Below are 22,021 nucleotides of genomic sequence, written 5' to 3'. Positions count from 1 at the left end.
AATTAGAACTATAAAGAGATGAGCTCATGGACAATGCCATTGGCAAGCCTTCCCTGCCTCGTGCTTCGCGGCTCGATGGGCAGGCAACGCGGCTGCAGATTCTGGAAAAGGCGGGTGAACTGTTTGCCGAGCAGGGGTTGGCCAACACCACCAGCAAGCAGATTTGTGAACGTTCGCAAGCCAACAGTGCGGCGGTGAACTATCACTTCGTGAATAAAGAGGGCCTGTATCGCGCAGTGTTGCTCGAAGCCCATGCTCGGTTGGTGCAACTGGAAACGCTGGTTTCGCTTAACGAGCGGCCAGGTTCACCGCAGGACAAATTGCGTGCGCTCATTACCGTGCTGGTCGAGCGACTGCACAATCATCCCGATGGTTGGGCGCTGAAAGTGCTCACGCGCGAAGTGCTTTCGCCTTCTCCCGAGTTTGAGGTGGTGCTCAAGGAGCAATCGTTTCCCAAGGCACACATCCTGCGTGGCTTGCTTGGACAAATCATGAACTTGCCGGCGGATCACCCGACAACGTTGCGCAGCGCCATCAGCGTCTTCGCACCCTGTCTTTTCCTGCTTATAGCCCATCAGCCGCTAAAGCAGCATGTACTGCAGGGGTTGAGTCTCGAGCCGCAGGGCTTGATAGACCACATGATGAGCTATGCCCTTGGCGGCCTCCAGGCAGTGGCGGCAACTGCGCACGACGCTACAAGCTGACACCGGGGCCGCCATCATCGGCGTCTACCGCTGGCGCGAGTCCAATGAATAGGCTCCGCCGCCGCGCGCGACGATGTAGAGGGCGAGAAAGCCCATCAGTACAGGAAATTCAATGCCTCGGTCTATCCAAGGCCATGTCGGTCCCAGCGCATAGCTGATTGCAAGCATTTGAATGGCGATCAGCAGGGCGACGAGTCGCGTACCCAACCCCATCGCCAGCATGACTGCACCGATCGTCTCCAGAAGCATGACCAGAAAGGCAAGCTGCGCAGCGAAAGGCAGCCCCATCACGTTCTGGATAAGGTTGATCGAGGCGGCCATTGGATCCGCCATCGAACCGTGTGAGCTGCGCAGAGCCTTTGGCAAACCGTGGGTCAACAGGACCACGGCGAAGACAATCCGCAGCAAGGCGTACAAATAGGGTTCGAAGCTGGCGACCCGTGCAGTCACGGTGGCCTGCGCGTGGCGCAGCGACGATAAGACTTGAGTTGTCATGGGGAATCCCTGGCAGGGTGGCTTGAAGCGCCGGCGCATGAGTTCGATACGACCCCCGCACGATGCGAGGGGCGATACCTCTGCGAATACTCCGAAGGCGCTATTGTCCTTTGGCGGGCAGGCCCATTTTCGCCAGTGTCAGTGTTTCATCGGCGCGCCCCCATCCGCCGTCTGCGACCTCTTCGACAAGGACCATGGTGAACGGGCGGACCCCTTCGCCGAAGTACTCGACGAACATCTCGGTGGTGCGATGGATGATTTCTTCTTTGCGGGCGTGGTCCAGGATTCCTTCGGGGAATTTGTAGTTGGCGAATGGCATGGATCGACTCCGTGGGTGTAGGAAAGATGCGGTAGGGACAACGACCCCTGGCGCGCATCTTTCCCCTTTAGGTCCATGGAATAAATCCCTCTGGATTGTCATCAGCATTCAACATGCGTGAACAATCGGCAGCCTTGGCTCAGTGCGAATGACGCGGCTCGCCGCTGCGGGCGATCACGCGCAGATGCAAGGTGGCTGGCTCCAGGCAGCCCCCCGTGGACAGTTGCCCCACCAGTTGCCGGTACAGCTCCTGCCAGGGCGTTTGCGAAGGCGGGATGTTCGGCGTCCACTCGAGTCGACGCCGGGTCATCTCGGCTTCGTCGATCAGCAGGTTCACGGTGCGGGTGTTCAGATCGACTTTCAGGCGATCATTGGTTTTCAGCAACGCCAGGCCGCCACCCACGGCCGCTTCAGGGGACATATTGAGGATCGATGGGCTTGCCGATGTGCCGCTCTGGCGACCATCGCCCAGGCAAGGCAGGGAGTCGATGCCTTGTTTGATCAGCGCCGCCGGAGGGGCCATGTTCACCACTTCGGCGCTGCCAGGGTAGCCCACGGTGCCAACGCCACGGATTACCAGGATGCAGCGCTCGTCGATGTCCAGCGCCGGGTCGTCGATCCGGGCGTGATAATCTTCCGGTCCTTCGAACACAATGGCCCGGGCTTCGAAACTGTTCTCTGCGCCGGGCTCGGACAGGTAGGTCTTGCGGAACGCTTCGCCGACCACCGACATCTTCATGATCGCGCTGTCGAAGAAATTGCCGCTGAGCACTATGAACCCGGCTCGGTGTTTGAGCGGGGTGTCGAAGGGGTAGATTACATCGGCGTTGCTGGTCAGGCTGCTGCGTACGATTTCGCCGATGGTCTTGCCGCTGACCGTGGCGCAGTCTTCATGCAGGCGTCCGGCTTTTTGCAGTTCATGCATGACCGCGGGCACGCCGCCGGCCCGATGAAAACCTTCACCCAGGTACTTGCCTGCCGGCATGCAATTGACCAGCAGCGGCACGTCCTCGCCAATCCGTTGCCAGTCATCCAGGCTCAGCTCGACGCCCATGTGTCGGGCGATGGCGATCAGGTGCGGCGGGCAGTTGCTCGAAGCACCCAGGGCCGAGGCGACGGCGATGGCGTTCTCGAAAGCCTGGCGGGTCATGATCTGTGACGGGCGGACGTCTTGCAGGACCAGTTCGCAGATGCGCTTGCCGGTGGCATAGGCCATTTGCCCGCGCTCGCGATAGGGCGCCGGAATACTCGCGCAACCGGGCAGCGACATGCCCAGGGCTTCGGCCAGGGCGTTCATCGACAGGGCGGTGCCCATGGTGTTGCAGTGACCCACCGATGGCGATGCGGCGGTGGTCATTTCCATGAAGCCTTCGTAGTCGATCTCGCCGGCGGCCATCAGGTTGCGCGCATGCCAGAGCACAGTGCCGGAGCCGATCAGCTCGCCCTTGTGGTGGCCGTCGAGCATCGGCCCGCCGGACAGGACAATCGCCGGCAGGTCGGTGGTCGCCGCCGCCATCAGGCAGGCCGGGGTGGTCTTGTCGCAACCGGTGGTGAGCACCACGCCGTCCAATGGATAGCCATGAAGGATCTCCACCAGCCCCAGGTAGGCCAGGTTACGGTCCAGTGCCGCCGTGGGCCGGCGCGATTGCTCGGCGATCGGGTGCACCGGGAATTCCATGGGAATGCCACCGGCGTCACGGATGCCAGCCTTGACCCGTTGTGCCAGTTCCAGGTGATGACGGTTGCAGGGGGTCAGGTCGCTGCCGGTCTGGGCGATGCCGATGATCGGGCGTCCCGATTGCAGCTCCTCGCGGGTCATTCCGTAGTTCATGTAGCGTTCGACGTACAGGGCAGTCATGTCCGCGTGGGCGGGATCGTTGAACCATTGCTCGCTGCGCAGGCGGCGTTTTGGCGTGTCAGTCATGATTCATTTCTCTCTTGTAATTAGGCGAATCGGCAAACGGTTCAGCGGGCGAGCAGTCCTCGGGCGGCCAGGTTGCGCAGCAAGGCGCCGACGCCAAAGGTCCAGGGTGTGGCGTCGCAGCTATGGGTCACCTGATTATGCAGGCTGCCGAGCAACGGGCTGCTGATACTGACCCGGTCTCCCAGTTTGTGGGTGAAACCGCTGCCGGCATGATCACGGTCTGCGGTGGGGGCGAACAGAGTACCCAGAAACAACAGGAAGCCATCCGGATATTGGTGATTGGTGTTGAGTGTCTGGCCTGCCAGGTCCTGCGGGTCACGGCTGATCTGGCTCATGGAGCTCGAGCCGCGCAGCCGGTAACCGTCCTCGCCTTGAACCTCCAGATCGACCACGCAGGCCCGCACATCGTCGAGGCTGAAGCTTTCGTCAAACAGGCGAATGAACGGCCCGATGGCGCAGGACGCATTGTTGTCCTTGGCCTTGCTCAACAGCAGCGCACTGCGACCTTCGAAATCCCGCAGATTGACGTCGTTACCCAGGCTGGCGCCGTGGATCTGGCCGCGGCTGTTCACCGCCAGCACCACCTCCGGTTCCGGATTGTTCCATTGCGAGCCGGGATGAATGCCGATGCGGCTGCCGCTGCCGACGGCGGAGAGCACCGGGGCCTTGGTGAAGATTTCCGCATCCGGGCCGATGCCGACTTCCAGGTACTGCGACCACATACCCTGTTCGATGAGCCAGGCTTTCAGGCGCATGGCCTGCTCGGAGCCCGGCACGATCGAGCGCAAGTTGTCGCCGATCACGCTGTGCACGGTGGCGCGCACGGCTTCGGCTTTTGCCGCGTCACCGCCGGCCTGTTCCTCGATCACTCGCTCGATCATGCTGGCGGCGAAGGTCACGCCGGCGGCCTTGATCACTTGCAGATCCAGGGGGGGCAACAGCGACGGTTTGGACGGGTCGGTATCGGGGCCGGTGTTGGCCAGCAGCGCTTCGACACTGGCGATGAAGGTGCCGGGTGTCTGCCGCACGGCAGCCAAGGGCGATTCGGTTTCCAGCAAATCACTCAATGTCGCAAAACGATCCGACAGATCGAACACACCGTCGCTGCGCAACGCAATGGGCGAAGGCCCGGCGATCCGGCCAGGTACCCAGGCGCGGCCAATCAAGGTGCCGGCCACGCCATCGACGGGCAGGGTGTTCTCGGGAGTAAGCATCAGCGACATGGGCAGTCTTCCTGGTTCGTAAAGCTTTCAAGCTAGGGCGCGCTGTTGATGAACTCCAATGAGATATATTCAGTATCTGATAACGTCCGGTTATTGCATCGTCGAGGATTGCCCATGTCCGACCTGTCCTTTTCCAGCTTCTGCGGCTGGCTCAAATTCCGCCATCTGCTGCTGATCGATACCTTGGGGCGCACCTGCAACATGCATTTGGCGGCCGAGCAGATGAACCTCAGCCAGCCGGCCGTGAGCAAGATGCTCAAGGAAATCGAAAGCCTGCTCGGCTTCGCTCTGTTCGAACGTCGCCCCCGGAGCATGCCGCCCACCGCGTTGGGTGAACATGTGCTGCGTTACGCGCAGATCGCCTTGAACGACGCACGTTCGTTCGTCGAACAAATCAGCAGCCTGCGCGAGGGTGGTCACGGCTACCTCAAGGTCGGTGGGATCTTTGCCGCCACGGCGGTGGCCTTGCCCGAGGCGATCCTGCAGATCAAGCAACGCTGGCCGTTGCTGTCCATTGAAGTCGTCGAGCAGACCAGTAATCACCTGATGGAGATGCTCGAAGAGAAGAAGCTCGATCTGGCGGTGGCACGCTTTACCGACCAAAGCCAGCAACAGCGTTATGACTTCCAGGCGTTGGCCCCGGAACCGTTCTGCATTGTGGTCAACAGCCGGCATCCGTTGGCGAACGACGGGCCGACATCCTTGCAGCAACTGGTGGACCTGCCGTGGATTCTCTACCCGGTCGGCACACCGATTCGCGCACGCATGGAACTGGCCTTTGCCGAGGCCGGGGTGGGGATGCCGCGCAACACCATCGACACCATTTCCATGCAGACCTTCCTCCAGGTGCTGCAACGCGGGCCCATGATCGGCATGCTGCCCAATGCCATGGTCGATCCGCTGCTCGAAAGCGGCCAGCTCAAGACCCTCGACACCCCGTTGCACCTGGTGCCACAGGACTACGGCATCCTCACGCGAAAGGATGAGCCGCTGGTGGGCGCGGCGCTGGAGTTTGCCGAGATCCTCAAGGATAACGCCCGTCTGGCAGCCATGTTGCCCACTTGAGTCCGTAGATAAACCTGTGGCGAGGGGATTTATCCCCGTTGGGCTGCGCAGCAGTCCCAAAAAAGGTTGAATGGACCCAATCGATAGACTGCGGTGGCTGGGTTCAGGGCTGCTTCGCAGCCCAACGGGGATAAATCCCCTCGCCACAATGACTCATCCAAACAATTACTTTGATAACCAACTGTTATCGACTAATCCAAAAATGCCATTGGGAAAGAATCGATTCCCGACAGTAGAGTCCTCGTTCAATCGCCGGATGATTCGCTCATTCGACGTGACCCAATAAAAACAATCAGGGGTTACCTCATGCAAACCATCTCCGAGCAGTTGCCCGCCCAGGCGCAAGCTGGCGAGCTCGATTTTGAAGACCGGACCTACCGCAAGGTCATCTGGCGGATTCTTCCCGTGTTGCTGTTGTGCTACATGGCGGCCTACCTGGACCGGGTGAACATCGGGTTCGCCAAGCTCGACATGCTCAACGAGCTGCAATTCAGCAACACCGTCTACGCCTTGGGCGCCAGTATGTTCTTCTGGGGCTATTTCCTCTTCGAAGTCCCCAGCAACCTGTTGCTGCATCGTTTCGGCGCGCGGTTCTGGATCGCCCGGATCATGCTCAGCTGGGCGGTGATCTCCATGGCCGTGGCCTACACCGTGCCGCTGGCGGCTTTCTTCCACATCGAATCGAGCACGATGTTCTACGTGCTGCGTTTCCTGTTGGGGATCTGCGAAGCGGGCTTTTTCCCCGGCGTGATTCTCTACCTCAACTACTGGTTTCCAACCCATCGGCAGAGCCGGGTGATGTCCGGGTTCCTGCTGGCGTTGCCAGTGAGCCTGACCCTGGGCGGCATACTCTCCGGCTGGCTGATGAATAGCATGCAAGGGGTGCATGGCCTGTCCGGCTGGCAATGGATGCTGCTCATCGAAGGCGTTCCTTCGATCATCATGGCGTTCGTGGTGATCGTCTGCCTGGCGGACAACATCGATAAGGCCAAGTGGCTGAGCGTCGCGGAAAAAGCCCTGCTCAAGGCCAATCTGCAAACCGACAACCAGGGCAAGGCTACCCGCTTGAGCGAAGTGTTCTTCAATCCTCGGGTGTGGTTGCTGGTGTTGATCCTGCTGACCTTCAACACCGGCTTTTATGGCTTGGCGTTCTGGATGCCTTCGATCATCAAGAGCACCGGCATTACCAACAGTTTGCACATCGGTTTGCTGACCGCCATCCCTTACTCGGTAGCGATCGTGGCGATGCTGCTCAACGCCCGGCACTCCAACCGCACCGGTGAACGGCGCCTGCACGCAGCGATTCCGGCCTTCATTGGCGGTGCGGGCCTGATCCTCAGTGCCTTCTTCGCCGACAACCTGGTGTTGTCCGTGCTCTTTCTCAGTGTCTCCGCCTCGGGGATTCTCAGCCTGATGCCGATTTTCTGGACCCTGCCGGGGACCGTGCTGTCGGGCGTCGCCGCCGCAGCCGGGATTGGCATGATCAACGCCATCGGCAACCTGTCGGGCTTCACCGGTTCGATGATCACCGCCGTGGCGGAAACCCTTACCGGCAACATCAACAACGGCACCTATGTACTGGCCCTGTGTCTGTTGGTCAGCGGCGGGCTGATCCTGGCGATTCCCGCCTCGATGCTCGGCAGGACCCCCAAGGGCGCGACCACGACAGCGCAACTGGAGGCTGCATGAGTCTACAGAACAAGCGCGTACTGGTGACGGCCGCGGGGCAGGGCATTGGCCTGGCCAGCGCCGTGGCCTTCGCCCGGGCCGGGGCCGAGGTGTTCGCCACTGACATCGATATTCAAGCATTGGCGCAGATCGAAGGGCTCACCGCCATGGCCCTGGACGTCACCTCGACCACCGCCATCAGCGCTGCCTGCGAGCGCATCGGCGGGCTCGACGTGCTGTTCAACTGCGCGGGCTACGTGCACAGTGGCAACATTCTGGCGTGCGACGAAGCAGCCTGGGCACGTTCGATGGACCTCAATGTCACGGCCATGTACCGGATGATCCGTGCGTTCCTGCCGGGCATGCTGGCCCGTGGCGGCGGCTCGATCATCAACATGTCGTCGGTGGCCTCCAGCGTCAAGGGCGTGCCCAATCGTTTCGCCTATGCCTCCAGCAAGGCGGCGGTGGTGGGCCTGACCAAGTCTGTCGCCATCGACTTCGTCAGCCAGGGCATTCGTTGCAACGCGATATGCCCCGGCACCGTGGATTCGCCCTCGCTGCGCCAGCGCATCGCCGACCAGGCCGTGCAACAGGGCATCGATGAGGCCCAGGTCTACCGGCAATTTCTCGACCGCCAGCCCATGGGCCGCATCGGCAACACTGAAGAGATCGCGCAGTTGGCGTTGTACCTGGGCAGCGATGCGTCTGCCTACACCACGGGGGCCATCCACATCGTCGACGGCGGCATGAGTATCTGAACCCCGGTCTTCACTTGAGCAGGAGTACGTCATGAAACTATTGCGCTATGGCGAAAAAGGTTCGGAAAAACCCGGGCTATTGGATTCCGACAATCGGATCCGTGACCTCTCGGGCCATGTGCCGGATATCGCCGGACAGGTCCTCGGCCCGGACAGCCTGGCAGCGCTCGCCGCCCTCGACCCGTGCAGCCTGCCGCTCGTTGCCGGCCAGCCACGGATCGGTGCCTGCGTCGGCCAGGTCGGCAAATTTATCTGCATCGGCCTGAACTACGCCGACCATGCGGCCGAGTCGAATATGGAGGTGCCGAAAGAACCGATCATCTTCAACAAGTGGACCAGTGCCATCTGCGGGCCGAACGACGACATCCAGATCCCCCGCGGCTCGCTCAAGACCGACTGGGAAGTCGAGCTGGGCGTGGTCATCGGTAAAGGCGGGCGCTACATCGACGAAGCGAACGCCATGGAACATGTCGCCGGCTACTGCGTCATCAACGACGTATCGGAGCGTGAGTGGCAACTGGAGCGTGGCGGCACCTGGGACAAGGGCAAAGGCTTCGATACCTTCGGTCCTCTTGGACCGTGGCTGGTGACCCGGGACGAAATCGCCGACCCGCATACGCTGGATCTGTGGCTGGAGGTCGACGGACACCGCTACCAGAACGGCAATACCCGAACGCTGATCTTCAGCGTGCCGCAATTGATTGCCTACCTGAGCCGGTGCATGAGCCTGCAACCCGGGGATGTTATCTCCACCGGCACGCCGCCTGGCGTCGGCTTGGGCATCAAGCCCAACCCGGTGTTCCTGCGTCCGGGCCAGACCATGCGCCTGGGGATCGAGGGCTTGGGCGAACAGCGCCAGGTCACGGTGCAGGCGGACTGATCGCTGGGCGCGCTGCCATCTTCGTGAGCCTGCTCGCTCCCACAGGGGCCTGTGGGGCAGATGAATTCTGTGCCTGTCGAAGATCAAACTGTGGGAGCGAGCAAGCTTTGCTCCCACAGATCTGACAGGTGTACGACCAGGAGAGCCAGGCCGCCATCGCGAGCCAGCTCCCACAATGGGAACGGAGTACGGCCGGGAAAACCAGGCCGGCTATAACGCCTAGCCTCACTTGGGATCAACACGCCTGACTCGCTTCATCACCACCACGAAAAACACCGGTACGAACACCACCGCGAACGTCGCCGTCACCATCCCGCCGATGACCCCGGTGCCGATGGCCTGCTGGCTCGCCGAACTGGCGCCGGTGGCAATCGCCAGCGGTACCACGCCAAGGATGAACGCCAGCGAGGTCATGATGATCGGTCGCAGGCGCAGGCGTGCGGCCTCGAGCGTTGCGTCGATCAGGTCGTGGCCCTCGTCGTACAGGCTCTTGGCGAACTCGATGATCAGGATGGCGTTCTTTGCCGACAGGCCGATGATGGTAATCAGCCCGATCTTGAAGAACACATCGTTGGGCATGCCGCGCAACGACACGGCCAATACCGCGCCGAGCACACCCAGCGGCACCACCAGCAACACCGAGGTCGGGATCGACCAGCTCTCGTACAACGCCGCCAGGCACAGGAACACCACCAGCAGCGACAGGCCCAACAGGATGGGCGCCTGGCTGCCGGACAAGCGTTCCTGCAATGACAGCCCGGTCCATTCCTGGCCCAGGCCTGTCGGCCCCAGGGCCACCAGTCGTTCGATTTCGGCCATGGCTTGCCCGGTGCTATAACCCGGTGCCGGTTCGCCGGAAATACTCACCGCCGGATAGCCGTTGTAGCGGGTCAATTGCGCCGGCCCCTGGGTCCAGCGGGCCTGGACGAATGCCGACAACGGGACCATCTTCCCGCTGTTGTTGCGCACATGAATCTTCAGCAAGTCCTCGACCTGGCTGCGCTGGTCGCCCTCGGCCTGGACCACCACCCGCTGCATGCGGCCCTGGTTGGGGAAGTCATTGATGTAGGCCGAACCCACTGCCGTGGACAACACACTGCCGACGTCGGCGAAGGAAATGCCCAGGGCATTGGCCTGCTTGCGGTCGACCTCCAATTGCACCTGCGGTGCTTCGGCCAGGGCGCTTTCGCGCACATTCATCAGCATCGGGCTTTTTTCGGCGGCGGCGAGCAATTCGCTGCGGGCCTGCATCAAGGTCGCATGACCGAGGCCACCACGGTCTTGCAGACGGAACTCGAAACCGCTGGAGGTGCCCAGGCCGTCTACTGGCGGCGGCAGTACCGAAAACGCCATGGCATCCTTGATTTGGCTCAACGCCTGGTTGGCACGCTCGGCGATGGACGCCGCCGAATCATCGGCGCCGCGTTGTGACCAGTCCTTCAGGGTGGTGAAGGCCAGGGCCGCGTTCTGCCCGCTGCCGGAAAAGCTGAAACCGAGAATGATCGTGCTGTCGCCAACCCCCGGTTCGCCGGCGTTGTGGGCTTCGATCTGCTCCACCACCTGCACCGTACGATTCTTGCTGGCACCCGGTGGCAACTGAATGTCGGTGATGGTGTAGCCCTGGTCTTCCACGGGCAGGAACGAGGAGGGCAGGCGACTGAACAGCAGGCCCATGCCTACCAGCAACACGCCGTAGATCAGCAGATAACGGCCGCTGCGTTTCAACGCATAGGCCACCCAACCCTGGTAGCGGTCGCCGAATCGTTCGAAGCCACGGTTGAACCAGCCGAAGAAGCCGCCCTGGCTGTGGTGATCGCCCTTGGCGACAGGCTTGAGCAAGGTCGCGCAGAGCGCGGGGGTCAAGGTCAAGGCGAGGAAGGCCGAGAACAGGATCGACGTCGCCATCGACAGCGAGAACTGCCGGTAGATCACCCCCACCGAACCCTGCATGAAGGCCATCGGAATGAATACCGCCACCAGCACCAGGGTGATGCCGATGATCGCGCCGGTGATCTGCCCCATGGCCTTGCGCGTGGCCTCCTTGGGGGACAAACCTTCCTGGGCCATGATCCGTTCGACGTTCTCCACCACCACGATGGCATCGTCCACCAGGATGCCGATGGCCAGCACCATGCCGAACATGGTCAGCACGTTGATCGAGAACCCCAGCGCGAGCATCGTGGCGAAGGTGCCCATCAGCGCCACCGGCACCACCAGGGTCGGGATCAGGGTGTAGCGGATGTTCTGCAGGAACAGGAACATCACTGCGAACACCAGCAACATTGCCTCGCCAAGGGTGTAGATCACCTTGGTGATCGAGACCTTGACGAACGGCGACGTGTCGTAGGGGATCTTGTATTCCACGCCGGCCGGGAAGTAGCGCGACAGCTCGTCCATCTTGTTGCGCACCAGGGTCGCGGTGTTCAACGCGTTGGCGCCCGGCGACAGCTGCACGGCCACCGCAGTGGACGGCTTGCCGTTCAGGCGCGTGGAAAACTGGTATTCCTGGCTGCCGATCTCCACCCGCGCCACATCGGCGATACGCACCGTCGAGCCGTCGGGGTTGGCCTTGAGCACAATGTCGGCGAACTCCTGCGGCGTGTTGAGCTGACCTTTGACGACGATGGTCGCGGTGATTTCCTGGGTGCTCCGGCTCGGCAAATCCCCCAGGCTACCGGCCGACACCTGGGCGTTCTGCGCCACGATGGCGGCATTGACGTCAGCCGGGGTCAGGTTGAAGCCCACCAGTTTCTGCGGATCGATCCAGATCCGCATGGCCCGCTCGGCCCCATACAGCTGCGCCTTGCCGACACCGTCCAGGCGCTTGATCTCGTTCATCACGTTGCGCGCCAGGTAGTCGCTGAGGGCTACGTCGTCGAGCTTGCCGTCGCTGGAGGTGAGGGTGATCAGCAACAGGAAGCCGGCGGAAACCTTTTCCACTTGCAAGCCTTGCTGCGTCACCGCTTGCGGCAAGCGCGACTCCACGGCCTTGAGGCGGTTCTGCACGTCGACCTGGGCCAATTCCGGGTTGGTACCCGGTTGGAAGGTCGCGGTGATGGTGGCGCTGCCCAGGCTGCTCTGGGACTCGAAGTACAGCAGGTTGTCGGTGCCGTTGAGCTCCTCCTCGATCAGGCTGACCACGCTTTCGTCCACGGTTTGCGCCGAAGCGCCTGGATAGACGGTGTAGATCTCGATTTGTGGCGGGGCCACGACCGGGTATTGCGCCACCGGCAGTTGTGGAATGGCCAGGATACCGGCCAACAGAATGAACAACGCGACGACCCAGGCGAATACCGGACGGTCGATGAAAAACTGCGGCATGGCTTAGTGTCCTGCCTGTGGCCCGGGAACCTGGGCGAGGGGAAGTGGGGTGTCATCGATCTCGACCTGGTCACCGGGCCGGGCGTGTTGCAGGCCTTCGATGACGATGCGGTCGCCGGGTTTCAAGCCGTGGGTGACGACCCAGCGATCGTTTTGCGCGGCGCCCAGTTGCACCGGTTGCTGGCTGACCTTCTGCTCGGCGTCCAGCAGCAACACCTGGGCGACCCCGGCGCTGTCCCGCAGGATCGCCCGTTGCGGCACGGTGATGCCCTGGCTGTTGACCGCCTGTTCCAGGCGCACGCGAATGAAGCTGCCGGGCAACAGGTCCAGGTCGGGGTTGGGGAATTCGCTGCGCAGGGTGATCTGGCCGGTGCTCGGGTCAACGCTGAGGTCGGTGAACAGCAACTTGCCGGGCAGCGGGTAAGGGCTGCCGTCGTCCTGAATCAACGTGGCCTTGGCCTGGCCCTGGCCGACCGCTTGCAAAAGCCCTGCGCGAAAGGCGCGGCGCAGGTCGTTGAGTTCGCGAGTCGACTGCGTGAGGTCGGCGTGGATCGGGTCCAGTTGCTGGATCAGCGCCAACGGCGTGCTTTCGTTCTGCCCCACCAGGGCGCCTTCCGTCACCAGGGCGCGACCGATGCGCCCGGAAATCGGCGCGGTCACCGTGGCGTACCCCAGGTTCAACCGCGCCCGCTCCACGGCGGCCTTGCTGGCAGCGACGTCGGCTGCGGTCTGACGCACGCTGGCCCGGGCGTTGTCGTAATCCTGGCCACTGATCGCCTTGTCATCGATCAACTGAGCGTAACGCTGTGCCTGCAAGCGGGCCTGGAACGCATTGGCCTCGGCCTTGCGCAACGCCGCCTCGGCACTGTCCAGGTCGGCCTTGAACGGCGCCGGATCGATGCGAAACAACACATCGCCTTTCTTCACATCGCTGCCTTCTCGAAACACTCGCTGCAAGACCACGCCGGCCACCCGCGCCCGGACTTCGGCCACTCGCGGCGCGGCGATACGGCCGCTCAGCTCGTTGCTGATCGACAGTGGCCGGGCCTGGACGGTTTCGACACGCACGCTTGCCAGCGAGGTGGACGCTTGCGGGGGCGAGGCGCTATCGCAGCCACTGAGCAGCAGTGCCCCGACCAACAGGCCCAGTGTGACGAAAGGAATCTTGGACATGGTGCTTCCCCAATATTGAGCCGCTCATGGTAGGGATCCAGGCCCATGACAGGGGTGAAGCTTTGTAGGCGCTCTGTGAAATTGTGTAATCACACAGGCCGCTAAATCCGAAAATGCCCCACCAACTGCTGTTGACGGTTGGCCATGGTATGCAGCGAGTGACTTGCCTGAGAGGCTTCCTCCATTCGGCCGGTCAAGGTCTCGCTGATCCCGCGAATGTCACTGACGCGATGGCTGATGTCTTCCACCACGGCACTTTGCTCCAGGGCCGCGCTGGCGATCTGTTGGTTCATGTGTTCGATCACTGCCACGGCGTCGCTGATGTGCTGCAGCGCCGCATGGGTTTTTCCGACTTGAGCGACGCTGTCCCTGGCCTGTTCGCGGCTCAGTTGGGTGCTGTGCACGACCTCCTGGCTCAACTGCTGCAGCGCTTCGATCACCGTGCGTATCTGCTCGACCGAGTTCTGGGTGTTGCTGGCCAGATGACGGACTTCGTCAGCCACCACCGCGAAGCCGCGGCCCTGTTCACCCGCCCTGGCTGCTTCGATGGCGGCATTCAAGGCCAGCAGGTTGGTCTGCTGGGCAATGGCGCAGATCACGTCCAGCACCTGGCCAATGTGTTGACTGCTGCCGGCCAACGCCTGCACTTGCCCGAGCGTGGTCTCCAGGCGCCGGTCGAGGTGATCGATGCTGGTGACCGCATCGGCGAACAGTTCACGCCCCGAACGGCTGGCGTTTTCGGCGACAGTAGCGGCATCGGCCGCCTGGTGGGAGTGGCGGGCCACTTGCTGGGCGCTGGTGCTCATTTCATGCAGGGCGGTGGCTGCCAGCTCGACTTCCCGGTACTGCGTGTGCATGCCCGCGCTGACTTCCCGGGCCACCTGCGCCGACGTATCGGCGGTGTTGCGGGTGTCCAGGGACGCTTGCTGGATATCGCGGATAATGGGCTGCAATTTGTCGAGAAAGCGGTTGAAGCCCTTCGCCAGTTGGCCCAACTCATCGTGGCGGTCGTTGGGCAGGCGCTGGGTGAGATCGCCATCGCCTTCGACAATCGCATCGAGCATATGCGCCACTCTCAGCAGCGGCCGGGTCACGCCGTAAGCGGTGAGCCAGATGAGCAATAGCCCCAAACCGGCAGCCAGCAAGCCCAGGCCGAGGTTGAACCAGTTGGCCTGGCGATGCTTGTCGTCCAGCTGTGCCTGCATTTGCAGGGCCGGCGCTTGCACCAGTGCTTGCGGCACGCGTATCTGCAACTGCCAGGGGGTATTGGCGGGAACGGTTTGCACGGCTTGTCGAACGTCGACTGAGGTGTCGGTCACACTGCCGCTATGGCCGGCAATTTGCCCTGAGGGGGAAAGAATGTTGATCTCGCTGTGGCCGGGATACAGGTCGTCGGCCAGTTGGGCGGCGAGTTCCTGAAGGGTCCCGAGGCTGATGTCCATGCCCACCACACCGATGATTTTGCCCTGGTCCGACAGCGGGATGGAAATGCTGCTCATCAGGGTTTTCTGGCCTTCGACTTCAATCGCGTAGGGTTCCGTCACGCAGGTGTGCCCCTGGGTCTGTGGGCAGACGTACCAGGCGTTTGCCGGCTCGCTGCCCGGCGGCGCCGTGTTGGCACTGATCTGGGCTTCGCTGAGCACTTCCTGGACCAGATGCCCGGGTTGGCTCTGCGACCAGTACAGGGCAAAGCGACCGTTTTCGTTGCCGGCCAGGCTGCGCTGACCCGCGAAACCGGCATCGTCACCGGCCAGTGCATCGGGTAGCAGCACGACGTAGAAACCGAGCACTTTCCCGCGATCCATCAGTGCCTGGCGGGTCGCGCTGACCAGGTCCTGGCGCAACTGCCCTGGTGTCAGTCGTCCGTTCAGTGCCTGGGCGCGCAGTTGCAAGACCTGCTGGGCAAAACCTTCCCCGTAGATCGCTGTTTCGCTGAAAAAGCGTTCCACCCGCTGACCATGAGCCAGGGCTTGCGCCTGCAGGCCTTCCAGGGCCGAGCGCCCCAACAGTTGACCGCTTTGCTGCTTGAGCAGCGTCGCGCCTTGCTGGTTCTGATACAGGGAGGCGCCGGTCAATGCCCCGACGACGGCCAGCAGGCACAGCCCACTCAGGAGCGTGATCCGCCATTGGATAGAGAGACGAGCGAAGAACATGCTGAGATTTTCCTGCGCTTAGGGGCTTTTATTGTTTTGGGCCCAGCGCTGTCTGAGCGGTGGGCGAGGTTATCTTGCGGCAGGATGCGCCTTCCCGTTATCCCGAATCGGCAGCCGTTGTGCTCCGACATTGGGCTAACGCGGTTCACCTGGGGCAACGACACCCCTGTGGCGAGGGGATTTATCCCCGCTGGGCTGCGAAGCGGCCCCAAATGCAGGCAACCCGGTGTATCAGACAGATTGAGTTGACTGCTCAGGGGCCGCTTCGCGCCCCAGCGGGGATAAATCCCCTCACCACAAGGGCTGACCTGTTTTGGGGCATGGCTTTGGATGCTGCCGTTTTGGGATAGCGAAGGGTTTTGGCAAGGGCCTAGCATCGAATCCAGCGTGCAAGCAGAACAATTAGCTTTTGGAAGTCGGCGAAGCTGGCCGTCTCCGATCCAGCAACAACTGCCTCATACAATAAGGTCAAGAACAATGAGTGTATCTTTCCCGATCAGCGGCTCGACGGAGTTGAAGCGCGGCGCCCTGGGCGTCGGCTTTATCATCTTCTTTGTGATTTCGGCGGCGAGCCCCTTGAGTGTCATCGCCGGCGGTTTCCCCATTGGCATCATGTTGGGCAACGGCGCCGGCACACCGGCATTGCTGCTCCTGGCGCTGCTGGTGTTGCTGGCCTTCTCGGCGGGCTACACCGCCATGTCCCGGCACATGACCAACGCCGGTGGCTTCTACGCGTTCACCTCCCGTGGCCTCGGTGGCCTGGCCGGTGGGGCGGCGGGGGTGCTGGCGATGTTTGCCTACAACATCCTTCAGGTGGGCCTGTATGGCATGTTCGGTGGCGTGGTCAGTGGCACGATGGCCAGCGTCTTTGGCCTGGACTTGCCGTGGTGGACTTACTCGCTCCTGGCAATGGCGAGCATTGCGATCCTCGGCTATCGCAAGATCGACCTGTCGGCCCGGGTCCTGTCGGTGGTGGTGGTTGCCGAGTACCTGGCGATCCTGACGCTGGATTTCGCCATTCTCAAGACCGGTGGCGACAGCGGCATCAATCTCGATTCGTTCGATCGCAGCCATGTGTTCAGCGGTACGCCGTCAATCGGCTTGCTGTTCTGTTTCGCCGCCTTCATTGGCTTCGAGGCCACCACCATCTATGGCGAAGAGGCGAGGAACCCGCACCGTACGATTCCTATCGCCACCTACAGTTCGGTGCTGTTGATCGGTGGTTTCTATGCCCTGTCGGTCTGGTCGATGATCGTCGGCGTCGGGGCGGACAAGATCGTGCCGACCCTGCAAGCGCTCCAGGATCCCACCACCTTCATCTACGGCATGTCCGATCATTTTGTCGGCCCGTACCTGACCCAGATCATCCGCGTGCTGTTCATGGTCAGCATCTACGCCGGGTTGCTGGCGTTCCACAATGCCGCGGCTCGTTACTTCTATGCCATCGGCCGTGACGGTTTGCTGCACAGCCGGTTGGGGACCACCCATCGTGTGCACCAGAGTCCGCACATGGGTTCGGTCTTGCAAAGCCTGATCGCGGCGGTGGTGGTGCTGATTTTCGCCGCGCTGGACGCCGATCCTATCCTCCAACTGTTCGCCTGGTTCTCCAACCTGGCCACGCTGTGCGTGATCTTGCTCATGGCCCTGACCTCGGCGGCGGTATTTGTCTATTTCCGCGCGCATCCGGAACTGAAGCTGGGGTTCTGGCGCGGTCGGATTCTTCCGGGCTTTTCGTGCCTGGCATTGCTGGCGGTCCTGGCCCTAGCGGTGATTCATTTCGATGTGCTGACCGGCGCCAGCCAGCTCTTGTCCTACGGCCTTTGCGCCGTGATTCCCGCCGCGCTGATCGTCGGCGTGCTCCTCGCTGCTCGATTGCGCAAGGCTTCGCCCGAGCGATTCATGGCGCTGGGAAGCCACAAGCTCTAAGGCGTCAAGCGACAACGTCTATCCACCCAGAAAACAAGTCCGCTGTCGTTCCGGACGGTTCGTCAGCGCGTGAAAGGAAGGTGCTATGCACGATTATCAAATGCTCATCAATGGGGCTCGGGTCGACGGTGAAAACGGCCACTTCGATGTGTTCAATCCGGCGACCGGTACCGTGTTCGCCCGCTGCCCGGCCGGTTCCCTGGCCCAACTGGACCTGGCCGTCGAAGCGGCGCAAGCGGCCTTTGTCGAGTGGCGACACAGCACTCACGAAGACCGCCGCCAGCGTCTGCTGAGCATCGCTGCCGATCTTGAACAGGAAGCCGAGTCGTTGGCCCGGCTCATTGTCCTGGAGCAGGGCAAGCCACTGGAACTGGCATTCTCCGAAGTGATGGGCGCAGTGGCCTGGACGCGTTATGCCGCCGAGCAGCAGATTCCCGTCGAACTGGTGGAAGAAACCCCGACCCAGCGCATTGAACTGCACCGCAAGCCATTGGGCGTGGTGGCGTCGATCACGCCCTGGAACTGGCCATTCATGATCGCCGTCTGGCACATCATGCCGGCGTTGCGGGCCGGTAACTGCGTGATCAGCAAACCGTCCAGCCTGACTCCCTTGAGCACCCTGCGCCTGGTGGACATCATCGCTCGCCATGTGCCTCGTGGCGTGATCAGTAGCGTGACCGGTGAACAAGGTTTCGGCAGCGCGATCACCGCCCACGCCGGTATCCAGAAAATTGTCTTCACCGGCTCGACCGCCACCGGCCAAAGCGTGATGCGCGGCGCCGCGAGCAACCTCAAGCGCCTGACCCTGGAGCTGGGCGGCAACGATGCCGCCATCGTGCTGCCGGGCACGTCGGTCGAGGCGGTCGCCGAAGATATTTTCCAGGCGGCCTTCCTGAACATGGGGCAGACCTGCGCTGCCCTCAAGCGTTTGTACATCCACCAATCCCAGTACGAGGCCTTTGCCGAGGCCCTGACCCTTATCGCCAGGCGTCAGGTGGTGGGTGACGGACTGGCGCCTGGGGTCACTTTTGGCCCGGTGCAGAACCTCGAGCAGTTGGCGCTGGTGGAGGAACTGGTGGCCGATGCCCGTGCCCATGGGGCGCGGGTGTTGTGTGGCGGTGCCCGTCTGGACCGCCCGGGCTTTTTCTATCCGCCGACGCTGGTCGCCGATGTCACCGATGGGCAGCGCCTGGTGGACGAGGAACAGTTCGGTCCGGTGCTGCCCCTGATTGCCTATCAGGATATCGAGGATGTCCTGCGCCGCGCCAACGCCGGCGACATGGGCTTGGGCGGATCGGTCTGGGGACGCGACAGCGAGCAGGCACAGGCATTGGCCAGTCGCCTGGAATGTGGCATGGCCTGGGTCAACTGCCATGCGCAGATCCAGCCGAATACGCCGTTTGGCGGCAGCAAGATGTCCGGGTTCGGCGTCGAGTTCGGCCTTGAAGGGTTGCTGGAGTTCACCGGCCAGCAACTGCTGTACGTACGCAAGCGTGAAACAGAATGAGGACTGCAACCATGTACGAGCAATACAAGACAGCACAGAAGAAGTTCTGGCACCCGATGAGTTCTTCGGCGCCAGCCAATCGCTCCAAGACGTTGATCATCGCCCGTGGCGACGGTAACTACATCACCGATATCGAGGGCCATCGCATGCTCGATGGTGTCGGCGGTCTGTGGAACGTGAACGTGGGTCATAACCGGGCTTCAGTGAAGGCGGCCATCGCTGCGCAACTGGACGAGCTGGCCTATTACCAGACCTTTGACGGCATCGCCCATCCGCGGGTGTTCGATCTGGCCGAGCGGCTGACGTCGATGTTCGCCCAGGAAAACATGGCGCGGGTGTTGTTCAGTTCCGGCGGTTCCGATGCGGTCGAGACGGCACTGAAAATGGCCCGCCAATACTGGATCGCCAGCGGTGAGCCAGGGCGTACGCGCTTTCTGTCGCTGCGCAATGGCTACCATGGCGTGCACGTGGGCGGTACATCGGTGGGCGGCAATGGGGTCTATCACTACAACCACGGGCCGCTATTGGCCGGCTGTCATCTGCTCGATACGCCCTGGCTGTACCGCAACCCCTGGGACTGCCGCGATCCGGAAGAATTGACCGCTCATTGCATTCGTCAGTTGGAAGACCAGATCGCGCTGCTTGGCCCACAGACCGTTGCCGCGCTGATCGCCGAACCGGTACAAGGCGCCGGCGGCGTGATCGTGCCGCCCGCGCATTACTGGAAGCGGCTGCGCGAAGTCTGTGACCGCCACGGCATCCTGTTGATCGCCGATGAAGTGGTCACCGGTTTCGGCCGCACCGGCTGCATGCTCGGCAGTCGCGGCTGGGGTGTCGCGCCCGACGTCCTGTGCCTGGCCAAGGGCATCACTGCCGGTTACATCCCCATGGGCGCCACGGTCTTCAACCAGCGTATCGTCGATGCCATCGAGAACGGCCCGGGTTTCAGCAGCGTGATCATGCACGGCTACACCTACAGCGGGCATCCGACCGCTTGTGCGGCGGCCCTGGCGGTGCTGGACATTGTCGAGGCCGAGGATCTGCCGGGTAACGCGGGAACAGTCGGAGCCCAGTTGCTGGAGCAACTGCAACCGCTGACCGAACGTTATGCGGTGGTGGGCGAGGTACGCGGCAAAGGCTTGATGATCGCCGTGGACCTGGTGGCGGACAAGGCCACGCGCGAGCCGCTTGACCCAGCCAACGGCCTGGCCTCGCGCATCGCCGAGCAAGCGCGCCTGGCCGGCGTTTTGATGCGCCCGATCGGCAACAAAATCGTTATGTCGCCACCACTGACCCTCACCAGCGACGAGGCCGCCTTGATGGTCGGCGCGTTGGACAGCGCGCTCGCCGATTGCCGCTAGCCTGATAGCCGGCGCAGAGTCCTGCGCCGGCTCCTGAATATAAAGACGGCCTTCAAAGGTGCACCACAAGGAGCTCCAGCCATGCGGTCTCTATCTCGTATGGATTTTTTCGGCAGTGGCCTTGCCTGTACGCTGGCGCTTTGTGCCACGAGTCAGGTTCAGGCCTATGAGTTGTATGCCGATGAAGACACTCACCTCAACGCCGACCTGCTGGCGGTGTTCGGCCATTTCAACAGCCGCAAGAACTACGACGGCACGCCCGGCGGTTCAACCTGGCGCGAAGGTTTCATCAAGTATGGCGTCAGCGGCGACCAGGGCCTGGCCGGCCATGGCACTGCCTACGGTGCGTTCAACCTGATCAGTTCCGCCACTTGGGGCGATGGCGATCCGGCCGGTAATTCCCTTGGGTCCGAGCGCACCACCAAGATCGAAGACGCTTACCTGGGTTGGCGCTCCGCCGATCTGTTCCCTGTGCTGGGGCAGAACGGTATCGATATCTCCGGTGGCCGCCAGGTGGTCAAGCTGGGCCGGGGATTCTTGATCAACGATGACGGGCCGAACCTGGGCAAAGGGCCGGCCGATGGTCGCTTGAATCGTGGTGGGGCCTATTACCTGGCGGCCCGGCACGCCTTCGATCAAACCGCCGTGTTGCGCCTGGGCGGGCAGGATGGGTTGCATGGCAGTGTGGTATGGCTCAAGTCCGACAACCGTGCCCAGGCCGAAACCGAATTGGCCGCCGGCACGCTGGATTACACTGCCAAGGCCGGTACGTTGGGCCTGACATGGGTGCATGGCCTCGACGTGAACGAGCGGTGGGCCAGCGACTTCCAGAAGCAACGCAAGGACATGAACGTCTACAGCATTCGTGGGGAAGGCGACGCGGGTATCGACAATGCCAGCCTGGCATTCGAATACGCCTGGCAGGACAAGAACGCCGGCCCACAGAACGCCTGGTACGCCGAGGCCGGCTACACCTTTGCCGATATCGCCTGGGCGCCCAAGCTGACGTACCGCTACACCCGCTATTCGCAGAAGTGGGACTCGCTGTTCACCGGGCAGAGCACGGGTTATGGCACCTGGTTCCAGGGGGAAGTCGGGGGCAACTACGCCGGGCCATTCAACAGCAATACGGCGATCCACCATGTAGGCTTGAAGGCCACGCCATTGGAAAACCTGACCCTTGGTGCGTTGTACTTCGATTACAACACCGTGCGTAAAGACAACGCCCTGAACCTGGATGCCCGTGAGCTGGATGTGTATGCCGAGTGGGCTGTCAACGAGCATTTGATCATCACCCCGCTGATAGGCCTCTACAAGCCGGATCGGGATGCAACGACGGGGGGTAATCAAGTGACGGGCAATGGCACCAACGTGTACAGCCAGGTGACGGTGGCCGTTCCGTTCTGAAGCGGGGGACTGGTTCCCTGAGCCCGTGGCAAGCGAGCTTGCTTCCTCGCCAAGGGGGCAGTGTCCAGCCAGCCCCGACCATCCGTCTGCAACCTGCTCAAACCTGTCAGCTCTGACAGTAGGCAGCGAGTACGTTC

General features: G+C 62.2%; 15 protein-coding genes and 2 pseudogenes. 9 read left to right on the top strand and 8 right to left on the bottom strand.

The window, feature by feature from the left end:
* Nucleotides 1-26: 26 nt before the first annotated feature.
* A complete protein-coding gene (locus AC30D9_RS03730; RefSeq protein WP_307571897.1) occupies nucleotides 27-704 on the top strand; it encodes a TetR/AcrR family transcriptional regulator in 678 nt (225 codons plus the stop codon).
* A 24-nt stretch (nucleotides 705-728) separates the two neighbouring features.
* Here the strand turns inward: AC30D9_RS03730 and AC30D9_RS03725 are convergent, their stop codons facing one another.
* From AC30D9_RS03725 to AC30D9_RS03710, 4 genes are all read right to left on the bottom strand, one after another.
* On the bottom strand, nucleotides 729-1,199 hold the full coding sequence (locus AC30D9_RS03725) for a DoxX family protein (protein WP_490143454.1): 471 nt from the start codon (nucleotides 1,197-1,199) through the stop codon (nucleotides 729-731).
* A gap of 100 nt (nucleotides 1,200-1,299) precedes the next feature.
* Nucleotides 1,300-1,518, bottom strand: a complete 219-nt coding sequence (locus tag AC30D9_RS03720; protein ID WP_003200762.1) for a tautomerase family protein — start codon at nucleotides 1,516-1,518, stop codon at nucleotides 1,300-1,302.
* Between the two features lie 139 nt (nucleotides 1,519-1,657).
* Entirely contained in the window at nucleotides 1,658-3,442 is a 1,785-nt protein-coding gene (locus tag AC30D9_RS03715; RefSeq protein ID WP_307571901.1) for an IlvD/Edd family dehydratase, read from the bottom strand.
* Nucleotides 3,443-3,483: 41 nt separating this feature from the next.
* A complete protein-coding gene (locus AC30D9_RS03710) occupies nucleotides 3,484-4,665 on the bottom strand; it encodes a fumarylacetoacetate hydrolase family protein (RefSeq protein WP_490143453.1) in 1,182 nt (393 codons plus the stop codon).
* Nucleotides 4,666-4,779: 114 nt separating this feature from the next.
* Here AC30D9_RS03710 and AC30D9_RS03705 point away from each other — a divergent pair, with 114 nt between their 5' ends.
* The 4 genes from AC30D9_RS03705 to AC30D9_RS03690 all read left to right on the top strand — a co-directional run bounded on the left by AC30D9_RS03705 (nucleotide 4,780) and on the right by AC30D9_RS03690 (nucleotide 9,036).
* Nucleotides 4,780-5,730, top strand: a complete 951-nt coding sequence (locus AC30D9_RS03705; protein ID WP_307571903.1) for a LysR family transcriptional regulator — start codon at nucleotides 4,780-4,782, stop codon at nucleotides 5,728-5,730.
* A gap of 306 nt (nucleotides 5,731-6,036) precedes the next feature.
* Nucleotides 6,037-7,419: an MFS transporter gene (locus AC30D9_RS03700; protein WP_490143452.1), complete on the top strand. Its 1,383-nt coding sequence runs from the start codon at nucleotides 6,037-6,039 to the stop codon at nucleotides 7,417-7,419.
* Entirely contained in the window at nucleotides 7,416-8,156 is a 741-nt protein-coding gene (locus AC30D9_RS03695) for an SDR family oxidoreductase (protein WP_490143451.1), read from the top strand. Before AC30D9_RS03700 ends, AC30D9_RS03695 begins: the two co-directional genes overlap by 4 nt.
* Nucleotides 8,157-8,187: 31 nt before the next feature.
* Nucleotides 8,188-9,036, top strand: a complete 849-nt coding sequence (locus AC30D9_RS03690) for an ureidoglycolate lyase (protein ID WP_490143450.1) — start codon at nucleotides 8,188-8,190, stop codon at nucleotides 9,034-9,036.
* Nucleotides 9,037-9,261: 225 nt separating this feature from the next.
* On the opposite strand, the gene AC30D9_RS03685 is transcribed toward AC30D9_RS03690, so the two are convergent.
* The 4 genes and pseudogenes from AC30D9_RS03685 to AC30D9_RS03670 form a co-directional block, all read right to left on the bottom strand.
* Complete coding sequence (locus AC30D9_RS03685; RefSeq protein ID WP_307571906.1) at nucleotides 9,262-12,357, bottom strand: efflux RND transporter permease subunit; 3,096 nt, start codon at nucleotides 12,355-12,357, stop codon at nucleotides 9,262-9,264.
* A gap of 3 nt (nucleotides 12,358-12,360) precedes the next feature.
* Complete coding sequence (locus AC30D9_RS03680; protein ID WP_134924721.1) at nucleotides 12,361-13,530, bottom strand: efflux RND transporter periplasmic adaptor subunit; 1,170 nt, start codon at nucleotides 13,528-13,530, stop codon at nucleotides 12,361-12,363.
* Between the two features lie 101 nt (nucleotides 13,531-13,631).
* A pseudogene (locus tag AC30D9_RS03675) lies at nucleotides 13,632-14,162 on the bottom strand (methyl-accepting chemotaxis protein); the annotation flags it as partial.
* Nucleotides 14,163-14,489: 327 nt separating this feature from the next.
* Nucleotides 14,490-15,335 (bottom strand): annotated as a pseudogene (locus AC30D9_RS03670) (PDC sensor domain-containing protein); the annotation flags it as partial.
* A gap of 825 nt (nucleotides 15,336-16,160) precedes the next feature.
* Between AC30D9_RS03670 and AC30D9_RS03665 the strand changes: the two are divergent.
* The 4 genes from AC30D9_RS03665 to AC30D9_RS03650 all read left to right on the top strand — a co-directional run bounded on the left by AC30D9_RS03665 (nucleotide 16,161) and on the right by AC30D9_RS03650 (nucleotide 21,884).
* On the top strand, nucleotides 16,161-17,609 hold the full coding sequence (locus AC30D9_RS03665; RefSeq protein ID WP_490143449.1) for an APC family permease: 1,449 nt from the start codon (nucleotides 16,161-16,163) through the stop codon (nucleotides 17,607-17,609).
* Nucleotides 17,610-17,694: 85 nt separating this feature from the next.
* Nucleotides 17,695-19,116: an aldehyde dehydrogenase family protein gene (locus AC30D9_RS03660; protein ID WP_134924718.1), complete on the top strand. Its 1,422-nt coding sequence runs from the start codon at nucleotides 17,695-17,697 to the stop codon at nucleotides 19,114-19,116.
* An 11-nt stretch (nucleotides 19,117-19,127) separates the two neighbouring features.
* Complete coding sequence (locus AC30D9_RS03655; protein WP_307571908.1) at nucleotides 19,128-20,477, top strand: aminotransferase class III-fold pyridoxal phosphate-dependent enzyme; 1,350 nt, start codon at nucleotides 19,128-19,130, stop codon at nucleotides 20,475-20,477.
* An 81-nt stretch (nucleotides 20,478-20,558) separates the two neighbouring features.
* Nucleotides 20,559-21,884: an alginate export family protein gene (locus AC30D9_RS03650; RefSeq protein ID WP_490143448.1), complete on the top strand. Its 1,326-nt coding sequence runs from the start codon at nucleotides 20,559-20,561 to the stop codon at nucleotides 21,882-21,884.
* The last annotated feature ends 137 nt before the right edge of the window (nucleotides 21,885-22,021 follow it).

The organism is Pseudomonas sp. DF11, from assembly GCF_058148565.1.
Note: the sequence above shows the minus strand (reverse complement) of the source record. Positions and strands in the feature narration are given on the sequence as shown.

Coding starts and splice junctions, on each gene's coding strand:
- AC30D9_RS03730 (WP_307571897.1), top strand. CDS start 27: ATGGACAATGCCATTGGCAAGCCTTCCCTGCCTCGTGCTTCGCGGCTC.
- AC30D9_RS03725 (WP_490143454.1), bottom strand. CDS start 1,199: ATGACAACTCAAGTCTTATCGTCGCTGCGCCACGCGCAGGCCACCGTG.
- AC30D9_RS03720 (WP_003200762.1), bottom strand. CDS start 1,518: ATGCCATTCGCCAACTACAAATTCCCCGAAGGAATCCTGGACCACGCC.
- AC30D9_RS03715 (WP_307571901.1), bottom strand. CDS start 3,442: ATGACTGACACGCCAAAACGCCGCCTGCGCAGCGAGCAATGGTTCAAC.
- AC30D9_RS03710 (WP_490143453.1), bottom strand. CDS start 4,665: ATGTCGCTGATGCTTACTCCCGAGAACACCCTGCCCGTCGATGGCGTG.
- AC30D9_RS03705 (WP_307571903.1), top strand. CDS start 4,780: ATGTCCGACCTGTCCTTTTCCAGCTTCTGCGGCTGGCTCAAATTCCGC.
- AC30D9_RS03700 (WP_490143452.1), top strand. CDS start 6,037: ATGCAAACCATCTCCGAGCAGTTGCCCGCCCAGGCGCAAGCTGGCGAG.
- AC30D9_RS03695 (WP_490143451.1), top strand. CDS start 7,416: ATGAGTCTACAGAACAAGCGCGTACTGGTGACGGCCGCGGGGCAGGGC.
- AC30D9_RS03690 (WP_490143450.1), top strand. CDS start 8,188: ATGAAACTATTGCGCTATGGCGAAAAAGGTTCGGAAAAACCCGGGCTA.
- AC30D9_RS03685 (WP_307571906.1), bottom strand. CDS start 12,357: ATGCCGCAGTTTTTCATCGACCGTCCGGTATTCGCCTGGGTCGTCGCG.
- AC30D9_RS03680 (WP_134924721.1), bottom strand. CDS start 13,530: ATGTCCAAGATTCCTTTCGTCACACTGGGCCTGTTGGTCGGGGCACTG.
- AC30D9_RS03665 (WP_490143449.1), top strand. CDS start 16,161: ATGAGTGTATCTTTCCCGATCAGCGGCTCGACGGAGTTGAAGCGCGGC.
- AC30D9_RS03660 (WP_134924718.1), top strand. CDS start 17,695: ATGCACGATTATCAAATGCTCATCAATGGGGCTCGGGTCGACGGTGAA.
- AC30D9_RS03655 (WP_307571908.1), top strand. CDS start 19,128: ATGTACGAGCAATACAAGACAGCACAGAAGAAGTTCTGGCACCCGATG.
- AC30D9_RS03650 (WP_490143448.1), top strand. CDS start 20,559: ATGCGGTCTCTATCTCGTATGGATTTTTTCGGCAGTGGCCTTGCCTGT.